The following is a 22,564-nucleotide window of genomic DNA, read 5'->3' on the forward strand; positions in this document are numbered from 1 at the left end:
GTTCATTTAATGAAAAAATGGGCTGTTGCCATGGCAGCGTTCCTTTTACTGCTTTCAGGGTGTACCAATAAAGAACCAGTAAAAAAAACGGTTAAGGAAGAAAAGCCAAATACAAAACATGAGAATAAACCAGATGACGTGGTAAAAGCCGGCCCTTATTTTTATCCATTAACTGGAATTGGTACAGATACAAAACCAGATCAGCGTGCCGTAGCCGTAATGGTGAATAATCATCCAAAAGCAAGACCACAATCAGGGCTGAATGTGGCGGACATTGTCTATGAGGTTCTAGCTGAGGGAGATGTTACCCGCTTCCTGGCTGTTTTCCAGAGTGAGAGACCAGCAAATATTGGTCCTGTAAGGAGTGCTAGGGATTATTATATTAACTTGGCCAAAGGGTTAAATGCACTCTACATTGCACATGGCTACAGTCCAGAGGCCAAACAGTTACTCGAAAGCAATTATGTAGATAATTTAAATGGGATGGTTTATGATGGTACATTATTTAAACGATCTAGCTCACGAAAACCACCTCATAATTCCTATATTACTTATGACAACATCTTAAAAGGTGCTCGGCAAAAAGGATATACAATGAAAAACAGTCCGCCGGCCTTTACCTTTTACTCAGTGGAAGAAAGCAAAAATCTAACGGGTCAAGAGGCTAAGTCGGTAAGCATTACTTATTCAAAGAGCGGCACATTTAATTCAAAATACCAGTTTGATAAAACGCTCGGTAAATATAAGCGTTTCTCGGCCGGAGAGCAAACCGTAGACTTGGATACCGGAGAACCAATTCTGCTGGATAATGTTTTTATCATAGAAGCCGTACACAAAGCCATTGATTCATATGGACTTAGGGATATTGATTTACAATCAGGCGGAAAAGCTTATTTGCTTCAAATGGGTAAAGTAAATGAAGTGGAATGGGCTAATAAAAATGGCAGAATTGTTCCCATGAAAAACGGTGAGGAAATCCCATTTGTTCAAGGGAAAACGTGGGTTAATGTGGTCCCAACCAACCCGGGGCTGCATACAAGTGTTTCATTAAGTGCTCAATAAAATAACAACAAATTAAAGGAGTAAAGTAGAATGCAGATAAACAAATTGCGGGGAAAAGAACTAGATCAATTATTTAATGCGGTTCTTTCCTTACAGGATCTTGAGGAATGCTATCGTTTTTTTGATGATTTATGTACCATTAATGAAATACAATCGTTAGCACAGCGTTTAGATGTAGCAAGAATGCTTCGTGAAGGAAACACGTATCATAAAATCGAAACCGAAACTGGAGCAAGCACAGCGACGATTTCAAGGGTAAAACGCTGCTTGAACTTTGGCAATGATACGTATGAAATGGTACTGGAACGAATTAAAGAAGACAATAAAGTGGAAGAAGAATAACCCAAACCGGAGATCATTATCTTCGGTTTTTCTTTTTGCGAGGTTTATATTAAGTCCTTTGTTCTATTTTTAGATGCGTCCAGCTCCAGCGCCTAGGGGCTCTTAGGTCTAAGTCAAGCCGTCAAGAAGGCTAAAGAGCAGCCTTCTCGCCGGCTCGTCTTATGCCTGTCGCCCCTGTTCAAGGCTCCTCCGCTTTTGATTGGATATGATTTCTATCTAAGTTTTATGGTTTTCTTTTTTTATTACAAACGGCTAATGCTATAATGGTGTAATGGAAAGATGAATGGGAGGATTCCTTCGATGTATGATATTCGCGAGTGGAGGCATGTGTTTAAACTCGATCCTAATAAAGAAATAACAGACAATCAATTAGAACTTATTTGCGAATCAGGGACAGATGCCGTGATTGTGGGCGGAACCGACGGAGTGACACTCGAAAATGTCCTCGATTTAATGGCAAGAATCCGCCGTTATACCGTTCCCTGTATCCTTGAAGTTTCTAGTATAGAGAGCGTAACCCCGGGATTTGATCTTTATTTTATCCCTACGATTTTAAATAGCCAGGATCCAAAATGGATCACAGGACTGCATCATCAGGCCGTTAAGGAATTTGGCGAAGTCATGGACTGGAATGAATTCTTTATGGAAGGCTACTGTATCCTTAACGAGGATTGTAAGGCAGCAAAGCTAACGAAAGCAGATGCCCATATAACAATCGAGGATGTTAAGGCCTACGCCATGATGGCTGAAAAGATGTTTCAACTCCCCATTTTTTATCTAGAATATAGTGGTAAATATGGTGATCCAAATGTAGTAAGAGAAGCGAAAAAGGCCCTGGAAAAAACAACGCTTTTCTATGGCGGAGGCATCAACAATTTTGAGCAGGCAGCTGAAATGGCTAAGCATGCGGATGTTATAGTAGTTGGAAACGTGATTTATGAAGATTTTGAAAAAGCCATAGAAACAGTAAAGGCAGCTCGATAGAATTTGCTTCACAATCCTAATAACGTTAAAATAAAAATAAGAACAAATGTTTGTAATGGTGGTGGAATATGTGCAATTTTTAACAGATAAGCTTCTAAACGGACTTAATCCAGAACAGCAAAGTGCTGTTAAGGCAACTGACGGCCCACTTCTTTTAATGGCGGGTGCCGGAAGTGGTAAAACAAGAGTACTAACACATCGAATTGCGTATTTAATAGTGGAAAAACGTGTGAATCCTTATAATATTCTAGCAATTACGTTCACCAATAAAGCAGCAAGAGAAATGAAGGAACGTATTGCTAAAATGATGGGCGGAGCAGCAGAAGAAATATGGATATCCACTTTTCACTCCATGTGCGTAAGAATTTTACGGCGCGATATCGATCGAATGGGCTTTAGCCGAAACTTTACCATTCTAGATACAACTGACCAACAATCAGTGATTAAAGGGATCCTCAAGAATAAAAATCTTGATCCGAAAAAAAATGATCCGCGTGCAATCTTAGGATCCATCAGTTCAGCCAAAAACGAACTTATTGGTCCGGAAGAATATGAGAAAGCTGCCGGGGGTTATTTTGAACAAACGATAAGTGAAGTTTATAAAGACTATCAAAAGCAGCTTAGAAAAAACAATGCCCTTGATTTCGATGACTTAATTATGATGACAATTCAATTATTCCAGCGGGTTCCAGAAGTCCTTGAATATTATCAGCGTAAGTTTCAATATATTCACGTCGATGAGTATCAGGATACAAACCGAGCGCAGTATATGCTGGTAAAAATGCTTGCCAGCCGGTTCCGTAATCTTTGTGTGGTCGGGGATTCCGATCAGTCCATCTATAGATGGCGCGGCGCCGATATTGCCAATATCCTTTCTTTCGAAAAGGACTATCCGAATGCAACAGTGATTCTTCTCGAGCAGAACTACCGGTCAACTAAACGGATTCTTCTAGCAGCCAATAAGGTAATTGAAAATAACCTAAATCGGAAAAAGAAAAATCTGTGGACGGAAAATCCGGAAGGAAACAAGCTTGTCTATTACCGGGCAGATAGTGAGCAGAGTGAGGCTCAATTCGTTGCTGGGAAAATTAAAGAACTAACGCGTGATAAAAATTATCAACTTTCCAACATTGCGGTTCTTTATCGGACTAACGCACAGTCCCGTGTAATGGAGGAAGTACTTTTAAAATCAAATATTGATTATTCGATTGTCGGCGGAATTAAGTTCTATGACAGAAAAGAAATCAAAGACATGCTTGCGTATTTACGTTTAATCTCTAATCCCGACGATGACATTAGCTTGCGGCGTGTGATTAATGTTCCGAAACGCGGGATTGGTTCGAGCTCAGTAGATAAAATTGCCGACTTCGCTGCCATGCATGATATTTCTTTATATCAGGCGTTAGAGTCAGTCGAATTGCTTGGGTTGAGCCCCAAAATTACCAAAGCCGCGGCGCAGTTCCGCGATTTAATTCGTAACTATACGAATATGCAGGAATTCCTCTCCGTTACAGAATTAGTGGAAGAAGTTCTCGATAAATCAGGGTATAGAGAAATGCTGAAGGCAGAAAAATCAATTGAAGCTCAAAGCCGACTCGAAAACCTTGAGGAATTATTATCGGTAACGAAAAATTTTGAGGACGCAAGTGATGATAAAACGCTAGTCGCCTTCTTAACCGATTTGGCGCTCGTTGCGGATATTGATTCACTAGATGAGGACGGGGAAAAGGTTGACTCTATTACCCTCATGACGCTGCACTCCGCAAAAGGACTAGAATTCCCAGTCGTCTTCTTAATAGGAATGGAAGAAGGGGTATTCCCGCATAGCCGTTCGTTAATGGAAGAAGCCGAAATGGAGGAAGAACGCCGTCTTGCTTACGTAGGCATTACAAGGGCAGAGCAGACCTTATTTTTAACCAATGCCCAAATGAGAACTTTGTATGGTAGAACCAGTATGAACCCTGCCTCTAGATTTATCTCGGAAATACCAGAAGATTTAATCGAAGGAGTGGTGCCAGAACAACGGACCGGCAGTTCGTCTAGTTCTAGCGGAAGATCATTTGGCTCATCGAGAACATCATTTGGATCAGCCGGAACATCATTTGGTTCTTCAAAAGGTACATTTACGACCCCGACGACAACAAGAAAGCCTGTTATGCGGCCTGTATCGGCTGCCTCCGGTGGAGACGAAACCGGCTGGAAGGTTGGCGATAAAGCAGAGCATGGTAAATGGGGGATTGGAACGGTTGTCAGTGTAAAAGGACAGGGTGAGGGAACAGAGCTGGATATTGCTTTTCCTAGCCCAGTGGGTATTAAACGTCTATTGGCTAAATTCGCGCCGATTAAAAAGGCATAATAGCTGTTTTAAACAGTATAGATTACCTTTATGAAAGGGCTGGATATATGGATCTTCAAACCGCTTCGAAAAAAATCGAGGAAATAAGAAGCCTCTTAACTCTATATGGTTATGAATATTATGTGTTAGACAAGCCATCGGTACCAGATGCTGAATATGACATGCTCATGCAGGAGCTGTTAGAGCTGGAGGGAACATTCCCAGAGTTAAAAACACCGGATTCTCCGTCTGTCCGTGTAGGGGGTTCGGTTCTTGACCTATTTGAAAAAGTGGAGCATCGTACACCGATGCTAAGCTTGGGTAATGCTTTCAATGAAGAAGATTTACGGGACTTTGACCGGCGGGTCCGACAAGCTGTGGGTGACAATGTTTCCTATATTGGTGAATTGAAAATTGATGGATTGGCCGTTTCTTTGCGCTATGAAGATGGATTATTTGTTCAAGGTGCAACCCGAGGCGACGGAACCATTGGAGAAGATATTACGGCTAACCTGAAAACAATAAATGCAATTCCGCTTCGCCTTCGGGAAAATGTATCAATTGAGGTGCGCGGTGAGGCTTATATGCCAAAGCGCTCGTTTGAAGCATTGAACCAGCAGCGGGGAGAACGCGGTGAGGAGCTATTTGCCAACCCCAGAAATGCGGCAGCTGGTTCATTACGGCAGCTCGATCCAAAAATCGCAGCATCACGGAAGCTGGATGTATTTTTATATGGGATTGGCAACACCGCTGAAACAGGGGTGGTGACCCATAGTGAGGGACTGGATTATCTAGACCATCTTGGCTTTAAAACCAATAAAGAGCGAAGAAAATGTGCAACGATTGAGGACGTTATTGAGTATGTTAACAGCTGGGTTGATAAACGGCCGCATCTTCCATATGAAATTGATGGAATTGTCATCAAAGTAGATTCACTTGCGCAGCAGGCAGTGCTCGGGACAACGGCAAAGAGCCCGCGCTGGGCAATTGCGTACAAATTTCCAGCTGAAGAAGTGGTGACGACCCTTTTAGCGATTGAATTAAGTGTGGGGAGAACGGGTGTGATTACACCGACTGCCATTCTCGAGCCAGTTAAAGTAGCAGGGACAACTGTACAACGGGCTTCCTTACACAATGAGGATTTAATTCGGGAAAAAGATATTAAAATCGGTGATAAAGTGGTTGTTAAAAAGGCAGGTGATATCATTCCGGAAGTGGTAAATGTATTGGCTGACCAACGATCAGGTGAAGAAATGGATTTTCAAATGCCAACGCATTGTCCGGAGTGTGAAAGTGAACTTGTTCGTTTAGAAGGGGAAGTAGCCCTTAGATGTATCAATCCGAAATGTCCGGCACAAATTCGAGAAGGACTGATTCATTTTGTTTCCCGTGATGCCATGAACATTGAGGGGCTTGGGGAAAAGGTGATCAGTCAGCTTTTTGCTGTGAAATTAATTGGTGACGTTGCTGATATTTATAAACTAACGCATGAGCAGCTGTTAGCCTTGGAAAGAATGGGTGAAAAGTCTGTCACGAACCTGTTAAAAGCGATTGAGGCTTCAAAAGCCAATTCCCTTGAAAAGCTGATATTTGGATTAGGGATCCGCCATGTTGGAGCAAAGGCCGCCAAAACATTGGCACAACAATTTATCACAATGGAAAAATTAGCCCAGGCTTCCAAAGAGGAATTAATAAGTATTAATGAAATCGGAGATAAGATGGCTGATTCGATTGTCTCGTTTTTTGAACAGGAAGAAGCGATCGAGCTGATAAATGAGTTAGTATTGGCAGGCGTTAACATGGAATATAAAGGGGCAAGGCCCATTTCTGCCGAAGAATCAGACAGTGTATTTGCCGGTAAAACGGTGGTCCTTACAGGAAAAATGGAGCAATTATCCCGAAATGAAGCGAAAGAAAAAATTGAGGCCCTCGGCGGCAATGTGGCCGGAAGTGTTAGTAAAAAAACACATCTTGTCATTGCCGGTGAAGATGCGGGTTCTAAGCTAACGAAAGCCCAAGAGCTGGGTATCGAAGTGTGGGACGAGGAGAGGCTTTTAGTAGAATTAAATAAATAAGAGGTGGATCGACGTGAGAAAAATCTCATTGCTCGCACTCTCCCTTGTCTTTTTGCTAAGTGCATGTGCACCAAACTTTCAAAAGCAAAATGAAACGGTTCAAACAAAGGAGAAGGCATCAGGGAAAGCGATTATTCCTAAGTATAATATCTCGAATAATTATTATCGGACAATCCTGCCGTTTGAACCAGGGGAAGCGCGCGGATTAGTCGTTAACAATATCAATACAAGGTATGATTTAAATGAGTTTGAAATGGGATTAATGAGAATTGCCCAGAACAAGTTCGATACGGATAAGTATTATTTTCAAGAAGGGCAGCAAATCAAAGGATCAACGATTAAACAATGGTTAAACCGCCAATATACGGATGCCCAGCTTAAGCAAAATAAACTGAAGGCAAACGAAAATATCGGTTTGAACCCAGTGAATTCCAGTCCAACTGGCAGTGCCCCTTCAAGTCCTATCTATCTGGCACATATTTTAGAGCACGATTACTTAACAAAAGACGATAAGGGGAACGTGTCTCTTGGTGGTATTACGATAGGTCTGGCATTAAATTCAATTTATTATTATAAAGTAAATCCTGATGGTGATACGTTTGAGAAAAAGATTCCGTTTGCTGAAATGGAAAAAGAAGGCCAGAAAATGGCGGCAGAAGTGGTTAAACGTATCAGATCAATGAAAAATTTATCTAATATACCCATCACCATTGCTTTATTTGAGCAGCAAAGTAAGACATCGGTTGTACCTGGTAACTTTTTCACTTATTCAACGGTGGATCAAGGAAGCTCCGATCTAAATAGCTGGGAAAAGGTGGACGAAAAATATTACTTATTCCCTTCAACCGATGCTGAAAATGACCATCGTGATGATACGATTGCCTTCTTGAACTTCAAACAAGATGTGGAACAATATTTCCCTAATTACAATGGCGTAATCGGTAGAGCTTTTTATATCGGTGACCAGCTTCAGGATTTAAATATTACCATTCCAATCCAATTTTATGGAAAAACAGAGGGAATTGGATTTTCCCAATATGTAACGGGTCTTGTCATGGAACATTTCCCTAAATATCTTTCTGTTTCCGTTAGTGTAACGTCTGTGGATGGTCCCGAGGCACTCATTGTCAAAAAAGCAAATGCAACAGAACCATTTGTTTATATTTATCAATAAGACCTGGCAGCTGCTGGGTCTCTTTTTTAAATTACAACCAGCAACGAATTTCTAACGCTCTTCGTGTTGTCTAGCTGCATGGTTATCGGGCTCGACAAAGCGCTTCCGCTTTTCTTAATTGCGACTCTTTTCGGAATCATGTAGAATGAAAATTGGAATGGAACCGTTTTAATACATACATGTAGGAGGGGTTTAGAAATGATACAACCTTATAAACACGAACCGTTGACAGACTTTTCAGTGGAAGAAAACCGTCAAGCCTATCTTCAAGGGCTAAAGACTGTAGAAAGCTATTTAGGAAAGGATTATGATCTTGTCATTGGTGGCGAAAGAGTTACGACAGAGGATAAAATCATTTCCTACAATCCAGCCAATAAAAAAGAAGTAATCGGCCGAGTTTCAAAGGCTTCCCAAGAACTTGCGGAAAAAGCCATGCAAGCGGCGGTAGAAGCATTTAAGACTTGGAAAAAAACAAAACCTGAAGTTCGCGCTGATGTCCTCTTTAAGGCAGCATCCATTATTCGCCGCCGTAAACACGAATTTTCTGCTTTAATGACTAAAGAAGCAGGAAAGCCATGGAAAGAAGCGGATGCAGATACAGCTGAAGGGATTGACTTCCTTGAATATTACGGACGCCAAATGCTTTCTTTAAAAGATGGTGTTCCGGTTCAAAGCCGCGCGAATGAATTCAATCGCTATGACTATATTCCACTTGGTGTCGGCATTATTATTTCACCATGGAACTTCCCCTTTGCCATTATGGCCGGAACTACTGTTGCGGCAATTGTCTCAGGTAATACGGTTTTATTAAAGCCAGCGTCCACCACCCCGATTATCGCAGCGAAATTTGTTGAGGTAATGGAAGAAGCGGGTCTGCCTAAAGGAGTATTAAACTTTGTTCCAGGCAGCGGTGCTGAAGTGGGAGATTATTTGGTTGATCATAAAGATACACGTTTTATTAGCTTTACCGGCTCTCGTGATGTAGGCCTTCGGATCTTCGAACGTTCATCTAAATTAAGCCCGGGTCAAATCTGGATGAAACGATTAATTGCTGAAATGGGAGGAAAAGACACGATTGTCGTTGATAAAGAGGCTGACCTAGAGCTTGCAGCCCAGTCAATTGTGGCTGGAGCATTCGGTTTCTCTGGTCAAAAATGTTCAGCATGTTCACGTGCAGTAGTTGTAGAGGATGTATATGAACAAGTAGTGAATCGTGTGGTCGAGCTAACCAACCAATTAACCGCAGGAGATCCTGTTGAGCAAGGGAATTTCATGGGGCCGGTAATCGACAACAATGCCTATAAAAAAATCCTTGAGTATATTGAAATTGGGAAACAAGAAGGTAAGCTGCTGACTGGCGGTGAAGGTGATGATTCACAAGGCTATTTCATTAAACCTACTGTTTTTGCAGATCTTTCACCAACTTCACGCATCATGCAGGAAGAAATCTTTGGCCCTGTTGTGGGCTTTTCAAAAGCAAAGGATTTCACGGAAGCAATTGATATTGCCAATAATACAGAATACGGCTTAACTGGAGCAGTTATTACCAATAACCGTGCCCATCTAGAACAGGCTCGTGAAGATTTCCATGTTGGTAACCTATACTTCAACCGTTCATGTACAGGGGCAATTGTAGGATACCAGCCATTTGGCGGCTTCAATATGTCTGGTACTGACTCAAAAGCGGGCGGTCCTGACTACTTACTTCTTCATATGCAGGCGAAAACAACTTCTGAAATGTATTAATAAAGGATACCCCTTCTCACACTCGAGAAGGGGCTTTTTGATTAAGAATGTAATAATAAAGTGGAAAGCGACAAAACTATAATTGACAGGATTGTTTTCCGCCATTCAAATTTTAATGCATAATATTCCTTTATAAGAAATTTATGTGAATATATATCCGCTATGATAATATAAAGAAAGCAAGAGGGAAAAAGAAACTTTTATCAAGATAAAAAAGAAACATTTTTAAAATGAAACTCGTCATAATAAAGAACGATTATTTGACTAAAAGAACGAGTTGGTAAATCATCATCCTGGAGGTTTTGTACCTTTGATCCCATTATATTTGTTCCATGTCACAGCTGTAGAACATAGTGAAAGTATGCTTTGGACCTTTTTAACCTGTAATGTTTTTGTCGTCGGTGCTGGTGTTGTCTTTATCTATAAGTTGTTTACACAAAAAAAGGTACGGACTGCCGGGATTGTGTTTGGTGTAGCATTGGCTATTAATTATATCCTTATCGCTATTTTGGGGGACCCGTTTGACTTGTTGGGATAATGACAGCAATGTTTTAAAAGGTGAATCATGAGATGCTGGACGCAGGGAACAAAGTGCAGGAAAACTGAAAGGAGTTGAATGGATTGAAATATTACCGTTTATGGGTTATTGCCTTTTTATTAAAATTTATTGGGTCCGCTTGGGATGCATCGTATCACTTTAAATATTTATTTGAAGAATACTCAATTCCCCATATTGTGAATACAATGGGTTTTGCCTTAGGTGGGATTCTGTTATACAAAGAGTGGAGACACTTGACCTACCTGGACGGATTCTCAAGAAATCTCATCACGATTGGATTCGGGCTGTTTCTGATCGGCATTCCGCTTGATTTTACGTATCATATTGCCTATGGGATTGATTTAACGACCTGGAGTCCAACCCATTTCATTTATTATATAGCAACAGACATCATGATTTTTGGCGTTTGGCGCGGTTATTATTTGTTTACGTGGTATAAAGTACCAACATGGAAGTCGTTGCATACATGGTTTGCGATGTTCCTGTTGGAATGCTTATTGTTTCCGAATATGCAGCAGGAAAATGGGGCAATCTCCTATGACCAATACATTCACGGAAGGTCTATTGCCTCTAAGGAAATCCTTCAGTTAATTTCGGATCCCGCCTCACAGATTTTCGGCGGCATCCCTCAATATGTTTATCCGCTATATTCGGTGTTAATGGTAGGGATATTGACCGTTGTAACCGTTCGGATTTTCCGTGATTTTACGATTCCGTTTACGGGGGCTGTTCTTTACATTAGTTTAAGACTTATCGGGAAAGCGATCTTTGCAGCCGTAAATTATCCAACCTCCTATGTGCCAATGACAATCATCCTGATACCACTGGCCTTTTTATTGCTCAAAAGAACCAATTGGCTCGCTGGGCTCATAGGCAGTCTTGCCTATTTTCTCAGCCTATATGCCATTCATAAAACCGGAATACTCATCACCCCGCCGCTGGTCTTATGGGAACTTGCCCCTGTAGCGCTAATAGGTATCCTTGTTCCCGTTATCAATACCATCATCAAACCCCAGCTCTTACTAAGAAAGAGTAAACAACCCGCATAACATAAAAAGGGTGCCTGTCACCCTTTTTTATTTTGTCCATTTATTAATAGTGGTTACGGTAGTGTCTGTTTCCATACTTTGATTTTTAAGAAATGTTCACAATTAGCGTGTAAGTTGTGATGAACGTCACAATTTTTCAGGGTTGGACCCTTTACAATCTAACTATAGAGAAAACCTACTAATAAAAATTAACCAACTATTAATTATAAAGGAGCCAACCAGATATGAAGAAGCTAGTAATGATCGGTAACGGAATGGCTGGAGTAAGAACCATTGAAGAAATTCTTAAACTTAGCACAGAGCAATTTGACATTACCATCTTTGGTGAAGAGCCGCATCCAAACTACAACCGTATTAAACTATCAAACATTCTCCAAGGTGACACCCACTTTGAGGATATTATTATCAACCCGCTTGAGTGGTATCAAGAAAATAAGATTCAGTTGTACACAGGAGAAGCAATTGTAACTATTGATGCAGAAGGCAAGCGTGTCATCAGTGATCAAGGCCGAGAAGTTGAGTATGATGAACTTATTATCGCAACAGGCTCTAACTCATTTATTTTGCCTATTCCCGGTGCGGACAAAATCGGTGTAACGGGTTTTCGTGATATAAAAGATTGTGAAATGATGATCAAGTCAGCAGGGCAATACCAAAAAGCTGTCGTCATTGGCGGTGGACTGCTTGGATTAGAAGCAGCAAGAGGTCTGTTAAACCTAGGAATGAAAGTAGAAGTCGTTCACCTGATGCCCCATCTAATGGAACGCCAGCTAGACCCAATTGCCTCTTCGTTACTAAAAACAGAACTAGAATCACAAGGCATGAACTTCTTAATGGAGAAACAAACCGTTGAAATTTTGGGTGATGAACGTGTTACAGGACTTCGCTTTAAAGACGGTTCTGAAGTCGAAGCCGATCTTGTTGTTATGGCGATTGGAATTAAGTCGAACATACAAGTTGCAAAAAACAGCGGCATCTATGTGAACCGCGGCATTGTTGTGAATGACTATATGGAAACAAGTGTCCCTCATGTATACGCAGTCGGCGAATGTGCGGAACACAGAGAGATTGTGTATGGATTAGTTGCCCCATTATATGAACAAGGAAAAATCCTTGCCAGTCATATTTGCGGAAATGAAACGAAGCCATATGAAGGTTCTGTAACTGGGACACAGCTAAAAGTTGCTGGCGTGGACCTATTCTCTGCAGGTGAAATTTTTGAAGATGGCACTACTAAATCGATTATGGTTTACAATGAGTACGAGGGACTCTATAAACGAGTTCTAACTAGAAACAACACCATCGTAGGAATTGTCCTTTATGGTGATACAAAAGATAGTACTAGATTATATCGAATGCTGACCAAAAAAGAAGATATCAGCGGTGTGTCTATTTTCCATACAGAATGCACCGGTGAAGCTGGCAGTAATGATGTTGCTTCCATGCCAAATGATGAACTAGTCTGCGGCTGTAATGGTGTTACAAAAGGTGCAATTGTCGAAGCGATCCAAACACAAGGCTTAACAACACTTGACCAAGTCAGCCATTGCACTAACGCAGGACGTTCTTGCGGACGCTGTAAACCAATGGTCAGCCAAATTCTAGCTCACACACTAGGTGATCAATTTGATGCAGCCGCAGCTCAGAAAACAAGCATTTGTGGATGTACGACAGTGAGCCGTGAGGAATTAGTAGCGGAAATCAAAGAAAAAGGCTTAGCAAGTGTAAAAGAGGTCATGAATGTACTTGATTGGAACAACACAGAAGGCTGTACAAAATGCCGTCCGGCAATCAATTACTATCTTGGCATGATTCATATGGATGAATATAAGGATGACCGTGATTCCCGTCTCGTAAATGAGAAAATGCACGCCAATATTCAGAAAGATGGAACGTATTCTGTTGTTCCTAGAATGTATGGCGGTGTCACCACAGCTGCGGATTTAAAAAAAATTGCTGAAGTTGCTGAAAAGTATAACGTTCCTTTAGTAAAATTAACTGGTGGACAACGAATTGGTTTGTTCGGAGTGAAAAAAGAAGACCTTCCGGTCATGTGGGAAGAGCTTGATATGCCATCCGGTTATGCTTACGGAAAAACGCTGCGAACGGTTAAGACTTGCGTTGGCGCGCAGTTCTGCCGCTATGGTACACAGGACTCAATGGCTCTGGGCATCGAGTTGGAAAAGAAATTTGAACGTCTGGATACACCACATAAAGTAAAAATGGGCGTATCTGCTTGTCCAAGGAACTGTTCAGAGGCAGGCATCAAGGATATCGGCTTCGTCGGAATAGATGGCGGCTGGGAAATTTATGTCGCTGGTAACGGCGGTGTGGATCTTCGTGCTGGTGACCTGCTATGTACGGTGAAAACCGAAGAAGATGTAATGGAAATGACGGGGGCTTACCTTCAATATTATCGGGAAACAGCTAATTACTTGGAGCGTACCTCTAAATGGGTAGAGCGGATGGGACTGGATCATGTCAAGGAAGTCCTCGCAGACGAAGAAACACGTAAAGCCCTAAACGAAAGAATGGACCAAACCTTGAATAAATATATTGAGCCTTGGAACGAAGCAATTCAAAATGAAGAAATCAAAGACAAATATTATACAAGACATAACATTTCAGTCGGGAGTGAATCCAAATGATCGAAACAATCACCCGTATACCAGTAGCACATTATAAAAATGTAAAAGCAAGAGCTGGATATTCAATCAAAGTTGACACAACAGAAGTGGCTCTATTTAAAACAACTGCTGGAGAGGTTTATGCATTAGAGAACCGCAGCCCCCATCCAAAGGGCGGTGTCCTCTCTGAAGGTTTGATCAGCGGCGATTTTGTGTATTGTCCGGTCTATGATTGGAAAATCTCCTTACTAGATGGAAAAGTTCAGGCGCCTGACGAAGGTCATGTCAGAACGTTTAAGGTGGAAGTCATAGAAGATATCATCTTTATTGTTTTATAGAGGGAAGGAAGGCTGCAGAATGAAAACAGGAAAAGTATTTTTAGTAGGAGCGGGGCCAGGGGATGTAGGCCTAATGACAGTAAAAGGATTGGATGCACTTAAACAAGCAGAAGTCATTCTATATGATCGGCTTGCCAATCCCAAGCTATTAGAGGTTGCCAGCAGTGATTGTGAACTTATCTATTGCGGCAAATTGCCTGACCGTCATACATTAAGGCAGGAGAACATTAATGACCTTCTAGTCGAAAAAGCTCTAGCAGGAAACATTGTGGTCCGTTTAAAAGGCGGCGATCCTGGCGTATTTGGCAGGGTGGGCGAGGAAGCAGCTGCTCTTGCTGAATATCAGATTCCTTTTGAAATCGTTCCTGGCATTTCATCGGGGATTGCAGCCCCCCTTTATGCAGGAATTCCTGTCACTCATCGAGAGTACGCCGAATCGTTCGCTGTCGTAACAGCTCATGACAAATCACAGGATGGCAAGCCGCTCCTTGATTGGGAAGGTCTTGCCCGCGGTGTGGATACGATTGCTTTTTACATGGGGGTGGGAAATTTACCGTTTATTTGTGAAAATCTCATTCAACATGGGAAGCCTTCGTCTACACCCGTGATTTTGATTCACTGGGGCACCTTTGGCCGGCAAAAAACGTTGCAAGGCACATTAGCTGATATTTCCAAAAAGGTATTGGAGGCCAAGTTTAGTAATCCATCTATCATTTTAGTAGGGGAAGTCATTTCCCTGCGTGAAAAAATCAGCTGGTTTGAGAAAAAGCCTTTATACGGCCGGCAAATCCTGCTTGCCCGCACAAGTACCAGCCCAAGTGAATTAGCAAAAGAACTACTGGCCCAAGGGGCAGATGTAATTGAGTTTCCAAAGTGGAAAGTGACGAAACTACCGCTTGATCTCACCAAGGTCACTCAGTTTGAAAAAATAGTATTTACCTCTCCTGAAAGTGCGGCAGAGTTTTTCACAGCCGTCATTGAACAGGAAATCGATGTTCGCAGCATACGTGCGGAGCTCATGGGGCTGTCGGGCAAAACGCTAAAGGCATTACGTGAGCGGGGATTGATGGCGAAGCTGGCTCCGGAAATGGTCGACTCGGAAAATACACTGATTGTCGGCGATCATCAACTGCTAGAAAGAGGCTTTGAAAAATCAGAGGTAATGGTAACAAGCCATAAGCAAATAGATCAGCAATTCCTGCCGATTTTTCAACGAATGCTTAAGGAAGCACAGGTCAATACGGTCATTCTCCCAAGCAGTGCGTCCGTTAAACCATTTATAACAGCACTAGCAGAATGTGATCTACATGCAATAGAGTTGTTGAAGGGTAAACAGGTTATCGCAATGGGAGAATTAACGCTAGCCGCTGCGAAAAATACCGGCCTTGGTTCTCTCGAGATGCCAGTCAGCCCTTCGAAGGAAGCGGTAGTGAACTATTTAGTAGAGTATCCATTACAGGGAGTACAAGAATGAGGACAAACTATCCGATTATGTTACAACTGGGTGGAAAAAAAGTAGTGATAATTGGCGGCGGCAAGGTGGCCGAGCGAAAGGTTCACGGCTTGCTTGATACAGGAGCCCGAATCATCGTGATTAGTCCAGAGGCAACACTGGAACTCCAAGACCTCTTTGTTGAGGGAAGGATTGATTGGAAGAAAAAACTCTTTTCAGCGGAAGACCTTCAGGGTGCAGCACTCATTTTTGCGGCAACGGATGATAGAGACATCAATCGATCCGTAAAATCCTTAGCAGGAAAACACCAGCTGGTGACGATTGCCGATGATCCGGATCTTTCCGATTTTCATCTGCCGGCGCATATGCAGCGAGGCCGCTTAAGTATTGCTGTATCGACCGGCGGGGCAAGCCCCACCCTTGCCAAGAAGGTACGAGAGGTGTTAGAACAGCAATTTGATGAACGATATGAAGAATACCTTGAATTTCTTTATACCACAAGGCAATGGATTCTCAAGGAAGTGGACAATCCTGCTTTAAAAAGAAAATTACTGAGCACAATGGTAAGCGAGGAATTCTTAAATAGTCAAAATCGCACCGAAGACTTCCGGCGTTTATATCAGGAATTAACGTAAAAGCGAGTACCTTTTTTAGGGTGCTCGTTTTTTTATATCCAAAAACCTATAAAAAGATTTCAATATGGACAGGGGAGTTTATCCATTTTTAAAAAATTTCAAAAAAAGTGGTTCACTTTTCCATTTTGCTGTTATATAATACAAAACGAAGGTAATTTCTGTATTATAACAAAGAGGTGAGGGAGTACATGTCGACGCAAACTACAGGTATTGAAGTAGTTGGGCCTTTAAAAGCCCAGTATGATGAGATTTTGACACCAGGGGCATTGAACTTAATTGAAGAGTTAGAGCGCAAATTTGGTCAGCGCAGACTGGAACTGTTACAGTACAGGGTTAAACGCCAAGAGGAACTGAATAACGGTAAGCTTCCCGATTTTCTTCCTGAAACAAAGCATATCAGGAAAGGTGATTGGACAGTAGCGCCGCTGCCAAAGGATCTCCACGATCGCCGGGTAGAAATTACCGGGCCTACCGATCGAAAAATGGTCATCAATGCATTGAACTCTGGGGCAAAATTGTTTATGGCTGACTTTGAGGATGCCACATCACCAACATGGGAAAGTATCATTGAAGGACAAATTAACTTAAGAGATGCAATCAACCGAACGATCTCGTTTGAAAATCCAAATGGAAAAACCTATCAGCTCAACGAAGAAACAGCGGTTCTCATTGTTCGGCCACGCGGCCTGCATCTGGAAGAAAAACATGTAATTTTAGATGGCAAGCCTATCTCCGGAAGCTTTTTCGACTTTGGCATGTACTTCTTCCATAATGTAAACACACTGCTAGCAAACGGCTCGGGACCCTATTTTTATCTGCCAAAACTTGAGAGTCACTTAGAAGCACGGCTTTGGAATGATGTGTTTGTGTATACACAGGAGAAACTTGGGATTTCTCAAGGCACCATCAAAGCAACTGTATTAATTGAAACCATTTTAGCTGCGTTTGAAATGGATGAAATCCTGTATGAGTTAAAGGAACACTCCGCAGGTTTAAACTGCGGCCGCTGGGATTATATTTTCAGCTATATTAAAAAGCTGCGAAATCAACCGGACGTTATTTTACCGGACCGGTCACAGGTAACCATGACATCACCGTTTATGCGCTCCTATTCATTATTAACAATTCAAACTTGTCATCGCCGCAAAGCACCAGCAATGGGTGGAATGGCTGCACAAATTCCGATAAAAAATAATCCTCAGGCCAATGAGGAAGCTTTCGCTAAGGTCCGTGCTGATAAGGAGCGTGAGGCCCGTGATGGTCATGATGGAACATGGGTTGCTCATCCAGGATTAGTGCCGGTCGCAATGGAAGTATTCAACCGCGAAATGCCAACACCAAACCAAATCCACACGGCTAAACAGCAGAAAATAACAATTACAGCGGCTGACCTGCTAGAGGTACCAAACGGGACAATTACAGAAGAAGGCGTTCGAACCAACATTAATGTCGGAATTCAATATGTGGCATCCTGGTTAAATGGAAGAGGTGCCGCCCCAATCCATAATTTGATGGAGGATGCAGCAACGGCGGAAATTTCACGAGCGCAGCTCTGGCAGTGGATCCGTCACCCAAAAGGTAGTTTAGATGACGGCAGAAAAGTGACTGCCGAAATGTATGAGCAATTAAAGCAAGAAGAGTTGGAGAAGATTAAGCTGGAGGTCGGCGCAGAAAATTTTGAGAGCGGTCGATTCACCGAAGCTGTTCAATTATTTGACCGTTTAATTTTAAATGATAAATTTATCGACTTCTTAACATTGCCAGGGTATCAGCAGTTGTAGGGGATTCTTATTATTAAAATTTTTTAATAGATTAATAGGAGGAATTTTAAAATGACAGATTCAAGAGCTGCGTACTTACAAGAAAGCTGGGAAATGGATAGCCGGTGGAAAGGTATTTCTAGACCATATTCTGCAGAGGATGTTATCAAACTCCGCGGTTCGATTGATATTGAACATACTTTGGCCCGCAGGGGTGCTGAAAAGCTTTGGAAATTATTACATGAAGAAGATTACATTCATGCACTTGGGGCCTTGACTGGTAATCAGGCTGTCCAGCAGGTAAAGGCCGGGCTAAAGGCGATCTATTTAAGCGGCTGGCAGGTTGCTGCGGATGCGAACCTTTCAGGACATATGTATCCGGACCAAAGCTTGTACCCAGCGAACAGTGTACCGAATGTAGTAAAAAAGATTAATCAAGCCCTCCAGCGTGCAGACCAAATCCATCATTCAGAAGGGGATGATTCGATCGATTGGTTTGCACCGATTATAGCTGACGCGGAAGCTGGTTTTGGCGGACAGTTAAACTGCTTTGAACTAATGAAAGGGATGATTGAAGCTGGTGCATCAGGTGTTCACTTTGAAGATCAGTTGTCTTCCGAGAAAAAATGTGGACATTTAGGTGGTAAAGTGTTGCTGCCGACGCAAACAGCGGTACGCAACTTGATTGCGGCGCGTTTGGCTGCAGATGTAATGGGGGTACCCACTGTACTCGTTGCCCGGACGGATGCCAATGCGGCTGATTTGATTACAAGTGATATTGATAGGAATGATGCGCCGTTTATTACGGGGGAGCGGACACCGGAAGGCTTTTTCCGTACGAAGGCTGGAATTGATCAAGCGATTGCCCGCGGGTTAGCTTATGCTCCATATGCAGACCTCATTTGGTGTGAAACTTCTGAGCCAAATATTGAGGAAGCCAGAAAGTTTGCGGCAGCGATTCATGAACAGTTTCCTGGTAAACTATTAGCCTATAATTGTTCGCCATCGTTTAACTGGAAGAAGAAACTGGATCAGGAGACGATTGCGAAGTTCCAAGAGGAGCTTGGCAGAATGGGCTACAAGTTCCAGTTCGTCACGCTGGCCGGCTTCCATGCCTTGAATCACAGCATGTTCGAGCTTGCCCGCGGCTATAAGGAGCGCGGGATGGCTGCTTACTCCGAATTGCAGGAAGCTGAGTTTGGCAGTGAGCAATATGGCTATACGGCCACACGCCATCAGCGTGAGGTAGGTACGGGTTACTTTGATCAGGTATCTATGGTGATTACGGGTGGAACGTCTTCGACTACGGCGTTGAAGGGGTCAACGGAAGTAGAGCAGTTTAGCAGTAATAAATAATGTTGTGAGTGTGAATCCTGCTCTCCTTTGGGAGGGGAGGATTTTTTTGTTGGCGGCAGCAGGGGTATTTACGGATAGGGGGAGTTAACTTGCGGATAAGGTGTGTCAATTTGCGGGTAGGGAGCCAACTTGCGGTTGAGGTGTGTCAACTTGCGGATAGGAGGAGATAACTGGCGGATAAGACAATCTCACTGGCGCATGAGCAGAGCTAACTGGCGGATAAGAAGAAGTTAGTGGCGTATATGATAACTTTACTGGCGAAAGCAAAAATTACTGGCGTATAAAACAAACATACTGGCGATTCGCAACCCAATGTACATAATCATTTTGGAACTGCACATATTTTAGGGTATGATCATACATAATAATAGCCTTTTAGATGGAGATGATACACTTTGGAAAGGAAAACTGTTGAAGATGTCCTGCAGCAAGGCATCTATGGGCCTCTAGAAACAAAACCAGAAGAACGGCGCAAATACCTGGGAACCTTACGTGAACGAATCATTGTGGCACTAACCAAAAACCAAGTTGCAGAAACAAACATCTATCCTCAAGTGGAGCAATCAATGAAGGAGTATCCACAGGCGCAGCTATTACTAAATGGAAACATGGCCTATGAAGAGCTATCTAAATATGTAAAACTGGCAGCAAAAAATAAACTCGAACATAAGATAGTGACCAACAAAGAACATGACACAGACATCGGATTGGTATTAGCCATGAGCACAGCAATCGACAAAAAAGAAATTTTAGTTAGCCCAAAAGTCCAGATGCCAGCACAGCTTCCACAGAAAAAAGGTCTATTCGCTAAATTATTCAAACGGTAACAAGCAAAGTGCATAGCGAATATGACCAAAAAACGGGGAGCTTCAGGCTCCCCGTTTTATTCAGCAGCCACCTCTACGGCTGCTTGCAATTCCAATTCCACATTTCCTTGAATCGCCCGGCTGATCATGCACGAACGTTCTGCTTTATGGGCAAGCCTCTCCCCTAATGCCACGTCTTTTTCAGTTGCACCCCGCTTCAAAACTAAACGTGGGCGATGAATAATTTTTTTATAAGTGAAAACGCCGCTCGTCACATCGACAATGGCTTCCGATTCCATTGTTAATAAAACCTTTTCCAGGCCAGAGCGCTCCAGCATCGCTGCAAGCGTAATAATATAACAGGTTGCTGCCGCTCCGAGCAGCATTTCGTCCGGATTTGTGCCAATGCCAGGCCCGTCCATTTCCGGAGGGATCGATATTTTTGTTTTTAAGTTACCGGCCGCAATATCGCCTACGTCATTACGCAAGCCGGGCCAGTTTGCTTTTAAGTGAAAATGATGTTCTGTCATAATCATATCCTCCTAGTAGAATTTAATCACCACAACCTCGGACAACTATGTTATGGTATGTGGGATACTTTAAAAATGGAGCAGAAATGAATGAAAATTTTTTCAAAAATAGTCCTATTTCTTATTCTGTGTTTATATATAGCTGTACTGTCAAAACTTATACTATTTAAATACATCCCGTTAGCTCAAATTATCGAGCATTTTAATTTTACATACGATGAATACCATTGGCGGGACAATAACTTCGTCCCTTTTAAAACAATTAAGTTTTATTTGTACAAAGCAGACATCAATCCAAATATTAGAATTGAGAATTTGGCAGGGAATGTCCTTGGATTTGTCCCATTTGGGTTTATCTTACCATTGCTCACAAAAGGGTTTCAAAGATTTAGAGCCGTTACCCTAGCCACCTTTTTTTTAAGTCTGGCATTTGAAGTGATTCAACTCATCTTTGAATTTGGCAGTTTTGATGTCGATGACTTAATATTAAATACTCTCGGCGGAATTTTGGGTTATATTCCTATTAAAATCATTTTAATTATCGCAAAACATAAGAAAAACACCAAATGAATCTTAAAAAGAGACATTAGGTGTTTTTTCACTGTTCGTCACTGGAACCGTATCAACAAGTAACTGGATGTTTTTGGATACCTTTGTACTGTAGCTGAAATCACCGTAGCAATAGGGATAGCGGAAATTAGTCTTGTCTCCGCCGCAATTATAGAGGGTAGGTTTTTGTTTTACTTGAAGGAGGGAAAATCCCTTAGCCAGTTCCTCACTATGTTTACCGCCGTGCTGTGCCACGTAGTCAATATAGCCTGCCCCCATATTGTAGGCCTGGATAATCGTTGGAAAGTCTACCTTTTGTTGCGTTCCATAAGCCAAAACGCGTTGAAAATGTTTGACCCCGACCTGAATACTTTGTTTAGGGTCAGTAATCGTATTTTTCGAAAGCCCCGCTGATTCAGAGGCTTGCATGGGATCTCCGCCAAGTCCATGGCTTTCTTGCTGCATCAGTGCAATGACTACAGGCGTATGTTCCTCAAGATGGTATTTTGCTAATTCATCTTGGATATAAGGCATATATTTTTTTACCGCCCCAAAGGAATCGGTTTTGACGAGCGGAGGGGAACTTTGTTTTTGAAAATAACTCTGAAACCATGCCAATCCGCAAAAAAGCAAAAACAGCACGAGGAAGGTTTTCCATTTCTTCCGTTTTCGTCTTTTCTTCATTCACTGACTCTCCCAAATTCTTTTCTTCTGTAAATATTATAAATGAAGGATCTACTAACTGTCAGGTTTCATATTAAAAATGCTATTTTTTTAATCTAAAACTCTTTTTGTTTGTTAATACTGAAGAAGGAATCATTGCGGTAACGCAGAAAAGTCTGGTATTATCAATTATAAAATAACATGGAGAATGGGGGTCAAAATGATGTCACGAATTTCAACGGACCAAGTAAAACACGTTGCTAACTTGGCGCGATTAGCCATTACGGAAGAAGAAGTCGAAAAATTTACAAAACAACTCGACGCGATTATTACATTTGCTGAACAGTTAAATGAATTGGATACGGAAAATGTAAAACCTACATACCATGTCCTTGATATGAAAAATGTATTGCGCGAAGACATTCCACAAAAAGGTTTGCCGCGTGAAGAGGTACTTAAAAATGCACCTGAACATGAAGACGGGCAAATCAGGGTACCATCGATTTTGGGAGAGTAGGGAG

The 22,564-nt window shown here is 42.1% G+C and carries 20 protein-coding genes; 18 read left to right on the plus strand and 2 right to left on the minus strand.

The features are described 5' to 3' along the window. Positions 1-9: 9 nt before the first annotated feature. The 16 genes from L1999_RS02240 to L1999_RS02315 all read left to right on the plus strand — a co-directional run bounded on the left by L1999_RS02240 (position 10) and on the right by L1999_RS02315 (position 20,322). Positions 10-1,062, plus strand: coding sequence for a DUF3048 domain-containing protein (locus tag L1999_RS02240; protein ID WP_235742039.1), 1,053 nt, complete (start codon positions 10-12; stop codon positions 1,060-1,062). Between the two features lie 30 nt (positions 1,063-1,092). Further along, positions 1,093-1,404, plus strand: a complete 312-nt coding sequence (locus L1999_RS02245) for a YerC/YecD family TrpR-related protein (RefSeq protein ID WP_235742040.1) — start codon at positions 1,093-1,095, stop codon at positions 1,402-1,404. Positions 1,405-1,704: 300 nt separating this feature from the next. Further along, positions 1,705-2,388, plus strand: a complete 684-nt coding sequence (locus L1999_RS02250) for a heptaprenylglyceryl phosphate synthase (RefSeq protein WP_235742041.1) — start codon at positions 1,705-1,707, stop codon at positions 2,386-2,388. A gap of 70 nt (positions 2,389-2,458) precedes the next feature. Beyond that, positions 2,459-4,744: a DNA helicase PcrA gene (pcrA, locus tag L1999_RS02255; RefSeq protein ID WP_235742042.1), complete on the plus strand. Its 2,286-nt coding sequence runs from the start codon at positions 2,459-2,461 to the stop codon at positions 4,742-4,744. A 47-nt stretch (positions 4,745-4,791) separates the two neighbouring features. Beyond that, positions 4,792-6,798 (plus strand): NAD-dependent DNA ligase LigA, encoded by a 2,007-nt coding sequence (gene ligA / locus L1999_RS02260; protein ID WP_235742043.1) that lies wholly within the window; start codon positions 4,792-4,794, stop codon positions 6,796-6,798. Between the two features lie 13 nt (positions 6,799-6,811). Beyond that, positions 6,812-7,972, plus strand: coding sequence for a CamS family sex pheromone protein (locus L1999_RS02265; protein WP_235742044.1), 1,161 nt, complete (start codon positions 6,812-6,814; stop codon positions 7,970-7,972). A 198-nt stretch (positions 7,973-8,170) separates the two neighbouring features. Then, positions 8,171-9,718, plus strand: a complete 1,548-nt coding sequence (gene pruA, locus L1999_RS02270; RefSeq protein ID WP_235742045.1) for an L-glutamate gamma-semialdehyde dehydrogenase — start codon at positions 8,171-8,173, stop codon at positions 9,716-9,718. Positions 9,719-10,028: 310 nt separating this feature from the next. Beyond that, complete coding sequence (locus L1999_RS02275) at positions 10,029-10,256, plus strand: hypothetical protein (protein WP_235742046.1); 228 nt, start codon at positions 10,029-10,031, stop codon at positions 10,254-10,256. Positions 10,257-10,339: 83 nt separating this feature from the next. Then, positions 10,340-11,326: a hypothetical protein gene (locus L1999_RS02280; RefSeq protein ID WP_235742047.1), complete on the plus strand. Its 987-nt coding sequence runs from the start codon at positions 10,340-10,342 to the stop codon at positions 11,324-11,326. Positions 11,327-11,550: 224 nt separating this feature from the next. Then, complete coding sequence (gene nirB / locus L1999_RS02285; RefSeq protein ID WP_235742048.1) at positions 11,551-13,974, plus strand: nitrite reductase large subunit NirB; 2,424 nt, start codon at positions 11,551-11,553, stop codon at positions 13,972-13,974. Next, on the plus strand, positions 13,971-14,291 hold the full coding sequence (gene nirD / locus L1999_RS02290; protein ID WP_235742049.1) for a nitrite reductase small subunit NirD: 321 nt from the start codon (positions 13,971-13,973) through the stop codon (positions 14,289-14,291). Before nirB ends, nirD begins: the two co-directional genes overlap by 4 nt. A 19-nt stretch (positions 14,292-14,310) precedes the next feature. Further along, the gene (gene cobA / locus L1999_RS02295) at positions 14,311-15,765 is read left to right on the plus strand and encodes a uroporphyrinogen-III C-methyltransferase (RefSeq protein WP_235742050.1); all 1,455 of its coding nucleotides are present in this window, start codon (positions 14,311-14,313) and stop codon (positions 15,763-15,765) included. Continuing rightward, a complete protein-coding gene (locus L1999_RS02300) occupies positions 15,762-16,379 on the plus strand; it encodes an NAD(P)-binding protein (protein WP_235742051.1) in 618 nt (205 codons plus the stop codon). Before cobA ends, L1999_RS02300 begins: the two co-directional genes overlap by 4 nt. 188 nt (positions 16,380-16,567) lie before the next feature. After that, positions 16,568-18,160, plus strand: a complete 1,593-nt coding sequence (gene aceB, locus L1999_RS02305) for a malate synthase A (protein WP_235742052.1) — start codon at positions 16,568-16,570, stop codon at positions 18,158-18,160. 51 nt (positions 18,161-18,211) lie between these two features. Next, on the plus strand, positions 18,212-19,495 hold the full coding sequence (aceA, locus tag L1999_RS02310) for an isocitrate lyase (RefSeq protein WP_235742053.1): 1,284 nt from the start codon (positions 18,212-18,214) through the stop codon (positions 19,493-19,495). Between the two features lie 395 nt (positions 19,496-19,890). Continuing rightward, entirely contained in the window at positions 19,891-20,322 is a 432-nt protein-coding gene (locus L1999_RS02315) for a YueI family protein (protein WP_235742054.1), read from the plus strand. 56 nt (positions 20,323-20,378) lie between these two features. Here L1999_RS02315 and L1999_RS02320 read toward each other — a convergent pair whose 3' ends face one another. Further along, a complete protein-coding gene (locus tag L1999_RS02320; RefSeq protein ID WP_235742055.1) occupies positions 20,379-20,831 on the minus strand; it encodes an OsmC family protein in 453 nt (150 codons plus the stop codon). A gap of 90 nt (positions 20,832-20,921) precedes the next feature. Here L1999_RS02320 and L1999_RS02325 point away from each other — a divergent pair, with 90 nt between their 5' ends. Continuing rightward, entirely contained in the window at positions 20,922-21,401 is a 480-nt protein-coding gene (locus L1999_RS02325) for a VanZ family protein (protein WP_235742056.1), read from the plus strand. Positions 21,402-21,404: 3 nt separating this feature from the next. Here the strand turns inward: L1999_RS02325 and L1999_RS02330 are convergent, their stop codons facing one another. After that, positions 21,405-22,064, minus strand: coding sequence for a lysozyme family protein (locus tag L1999_RS02330; RefSeq protein ID WP_235742057.1), 660 nt, complete (start codon positions 22,062-22,064; stop codon positions 21,405-21,407). A gap of 202 nt (positions 22,065-22,266) precedes the next feature. Between L1999_RS02330 and gatC the strand changes: the two genes are divergently transcribed. Beyond that, positions 22,267-22,560, plus strand: coding sequence for an Asp-tRNA(Asn)/Glu-tRNA(Gln) amidotransferase subunit GatC (gene gatC / locus L1999_RS02335; RefSeq protein WP_235744216.1), 294 nt, complete (start codon positions 22,267-22,269; stop codon positions 22,558-22,560). Positions 22,561-22,564: the final 4 nt, after the last annotated feature.

This window comes from Neobacillus drentensis (genome assembly GCF_021560175.1).
Lineage (GTDB): Bacteria > Bacillota > Bacilli > Bacillales > Cytobacillaceae > Neobacillus > Neobacillus drentensis_A.

Bases quoted from the DNA above. Each gene is read 5' to 3' on its own strand.
- L1999_RS02320 (WP_235742055.1), bottom strand. From the start codon at position 20,831: ATGACAGAACATCATTTTCACTTAAAAGCAAACTGGCCCGGCTTGCGT.
- L1999_RS02245 (WP_235742040.1), top strand. From the start codon at position 1,093: ATGCAGATAAACAAATTGCGGGGAAAAGAACTAGATCAATTATTTAAT.
- aceB (WP_235742052.1), top strand. From the start codon at position 16,568: ATGTCGACGCAAACTACAGGTATTGAAGTAGTTGGGCCTTTAAAAGCC.
- cobA (WP_235742050.1), top strand. From the start codon at position 14,311: ATGAAAACAGGAAAAGTATTTTTAGTAGGAGCGGGGCCAGGGGATGTA.
- aceA (WP_235742053.1), top strand. From the start codon at position 18,212: ATGACAGATTCAAGAGCTGCGTACTTACAAGAAAGCTGGGAAATGGAT.
- nirB (WP_235742048.1), top strand. From the start codon at position 11,551: ATGAAGAAGCTAGTAATGATCGGTAACGGAATGGCTGGAGTAAGAACC.
- gatC (WP_235744216.1), top strand. From the start codon at position 22,267: ATGTCACGAATTTCAACGGACCAAGTAAAACACGTTGCTAACTTGGCG.
- L1999_RS02330 (WP_235742057.1), bottom strand. From the start codon at position 22,064: ATGAAGAAAAGACGAAAACGGAAGAAATGGAAAACCTTCCTCGTGCTG.
- L1999_RS02325 (WP_235742056.1), top strand. From the start codon at position 20,922: ATGAAAATTTTTTCAAAAATAGTCCTATTTCTTATTCTGTGTTTATAT.
- L1999_RS02250 (WP_235742041.1), top strand. From the start codon at position 1,705: ATGTATGATATTCGCGAGTGGAGGCATGTGTTTAAACTCGATCCTAAT.
- L1999_RS02240 (WP_235742039.1), top strand. From the start codon at position 10: ATGAAAAAATGGGCTGTTGCCATGGCAGCGTTCCTTTTACTGCTTTCA.
- L1999_RS02300 (WP_235742051.1), top strand. From the start codon at position 15,762: ATGAGGACAAACTATCCGATTATGTTACAACTGGGTGGAAAAAAAGTA.
- pruA (WP_235742045.1), top strand. From the start codon at position 8,171: ATGATACAACCTTATAAACACGAACCGTTGACAGACTTTTCAGTGGAA.
- nirD (WP_235742049.1), top strand. From the start codon at position 13,971: ATGATCGAAACAATCACCCGTATACCAGTAGCACATTATAAAAATGTA.
- ligA (WP_235742043.1), top strand. From the start codon at position 4,792: ATGGATCTTCAAACCGCTTCGAAAAAAATCGAGGAAATAAGAAGCCTC.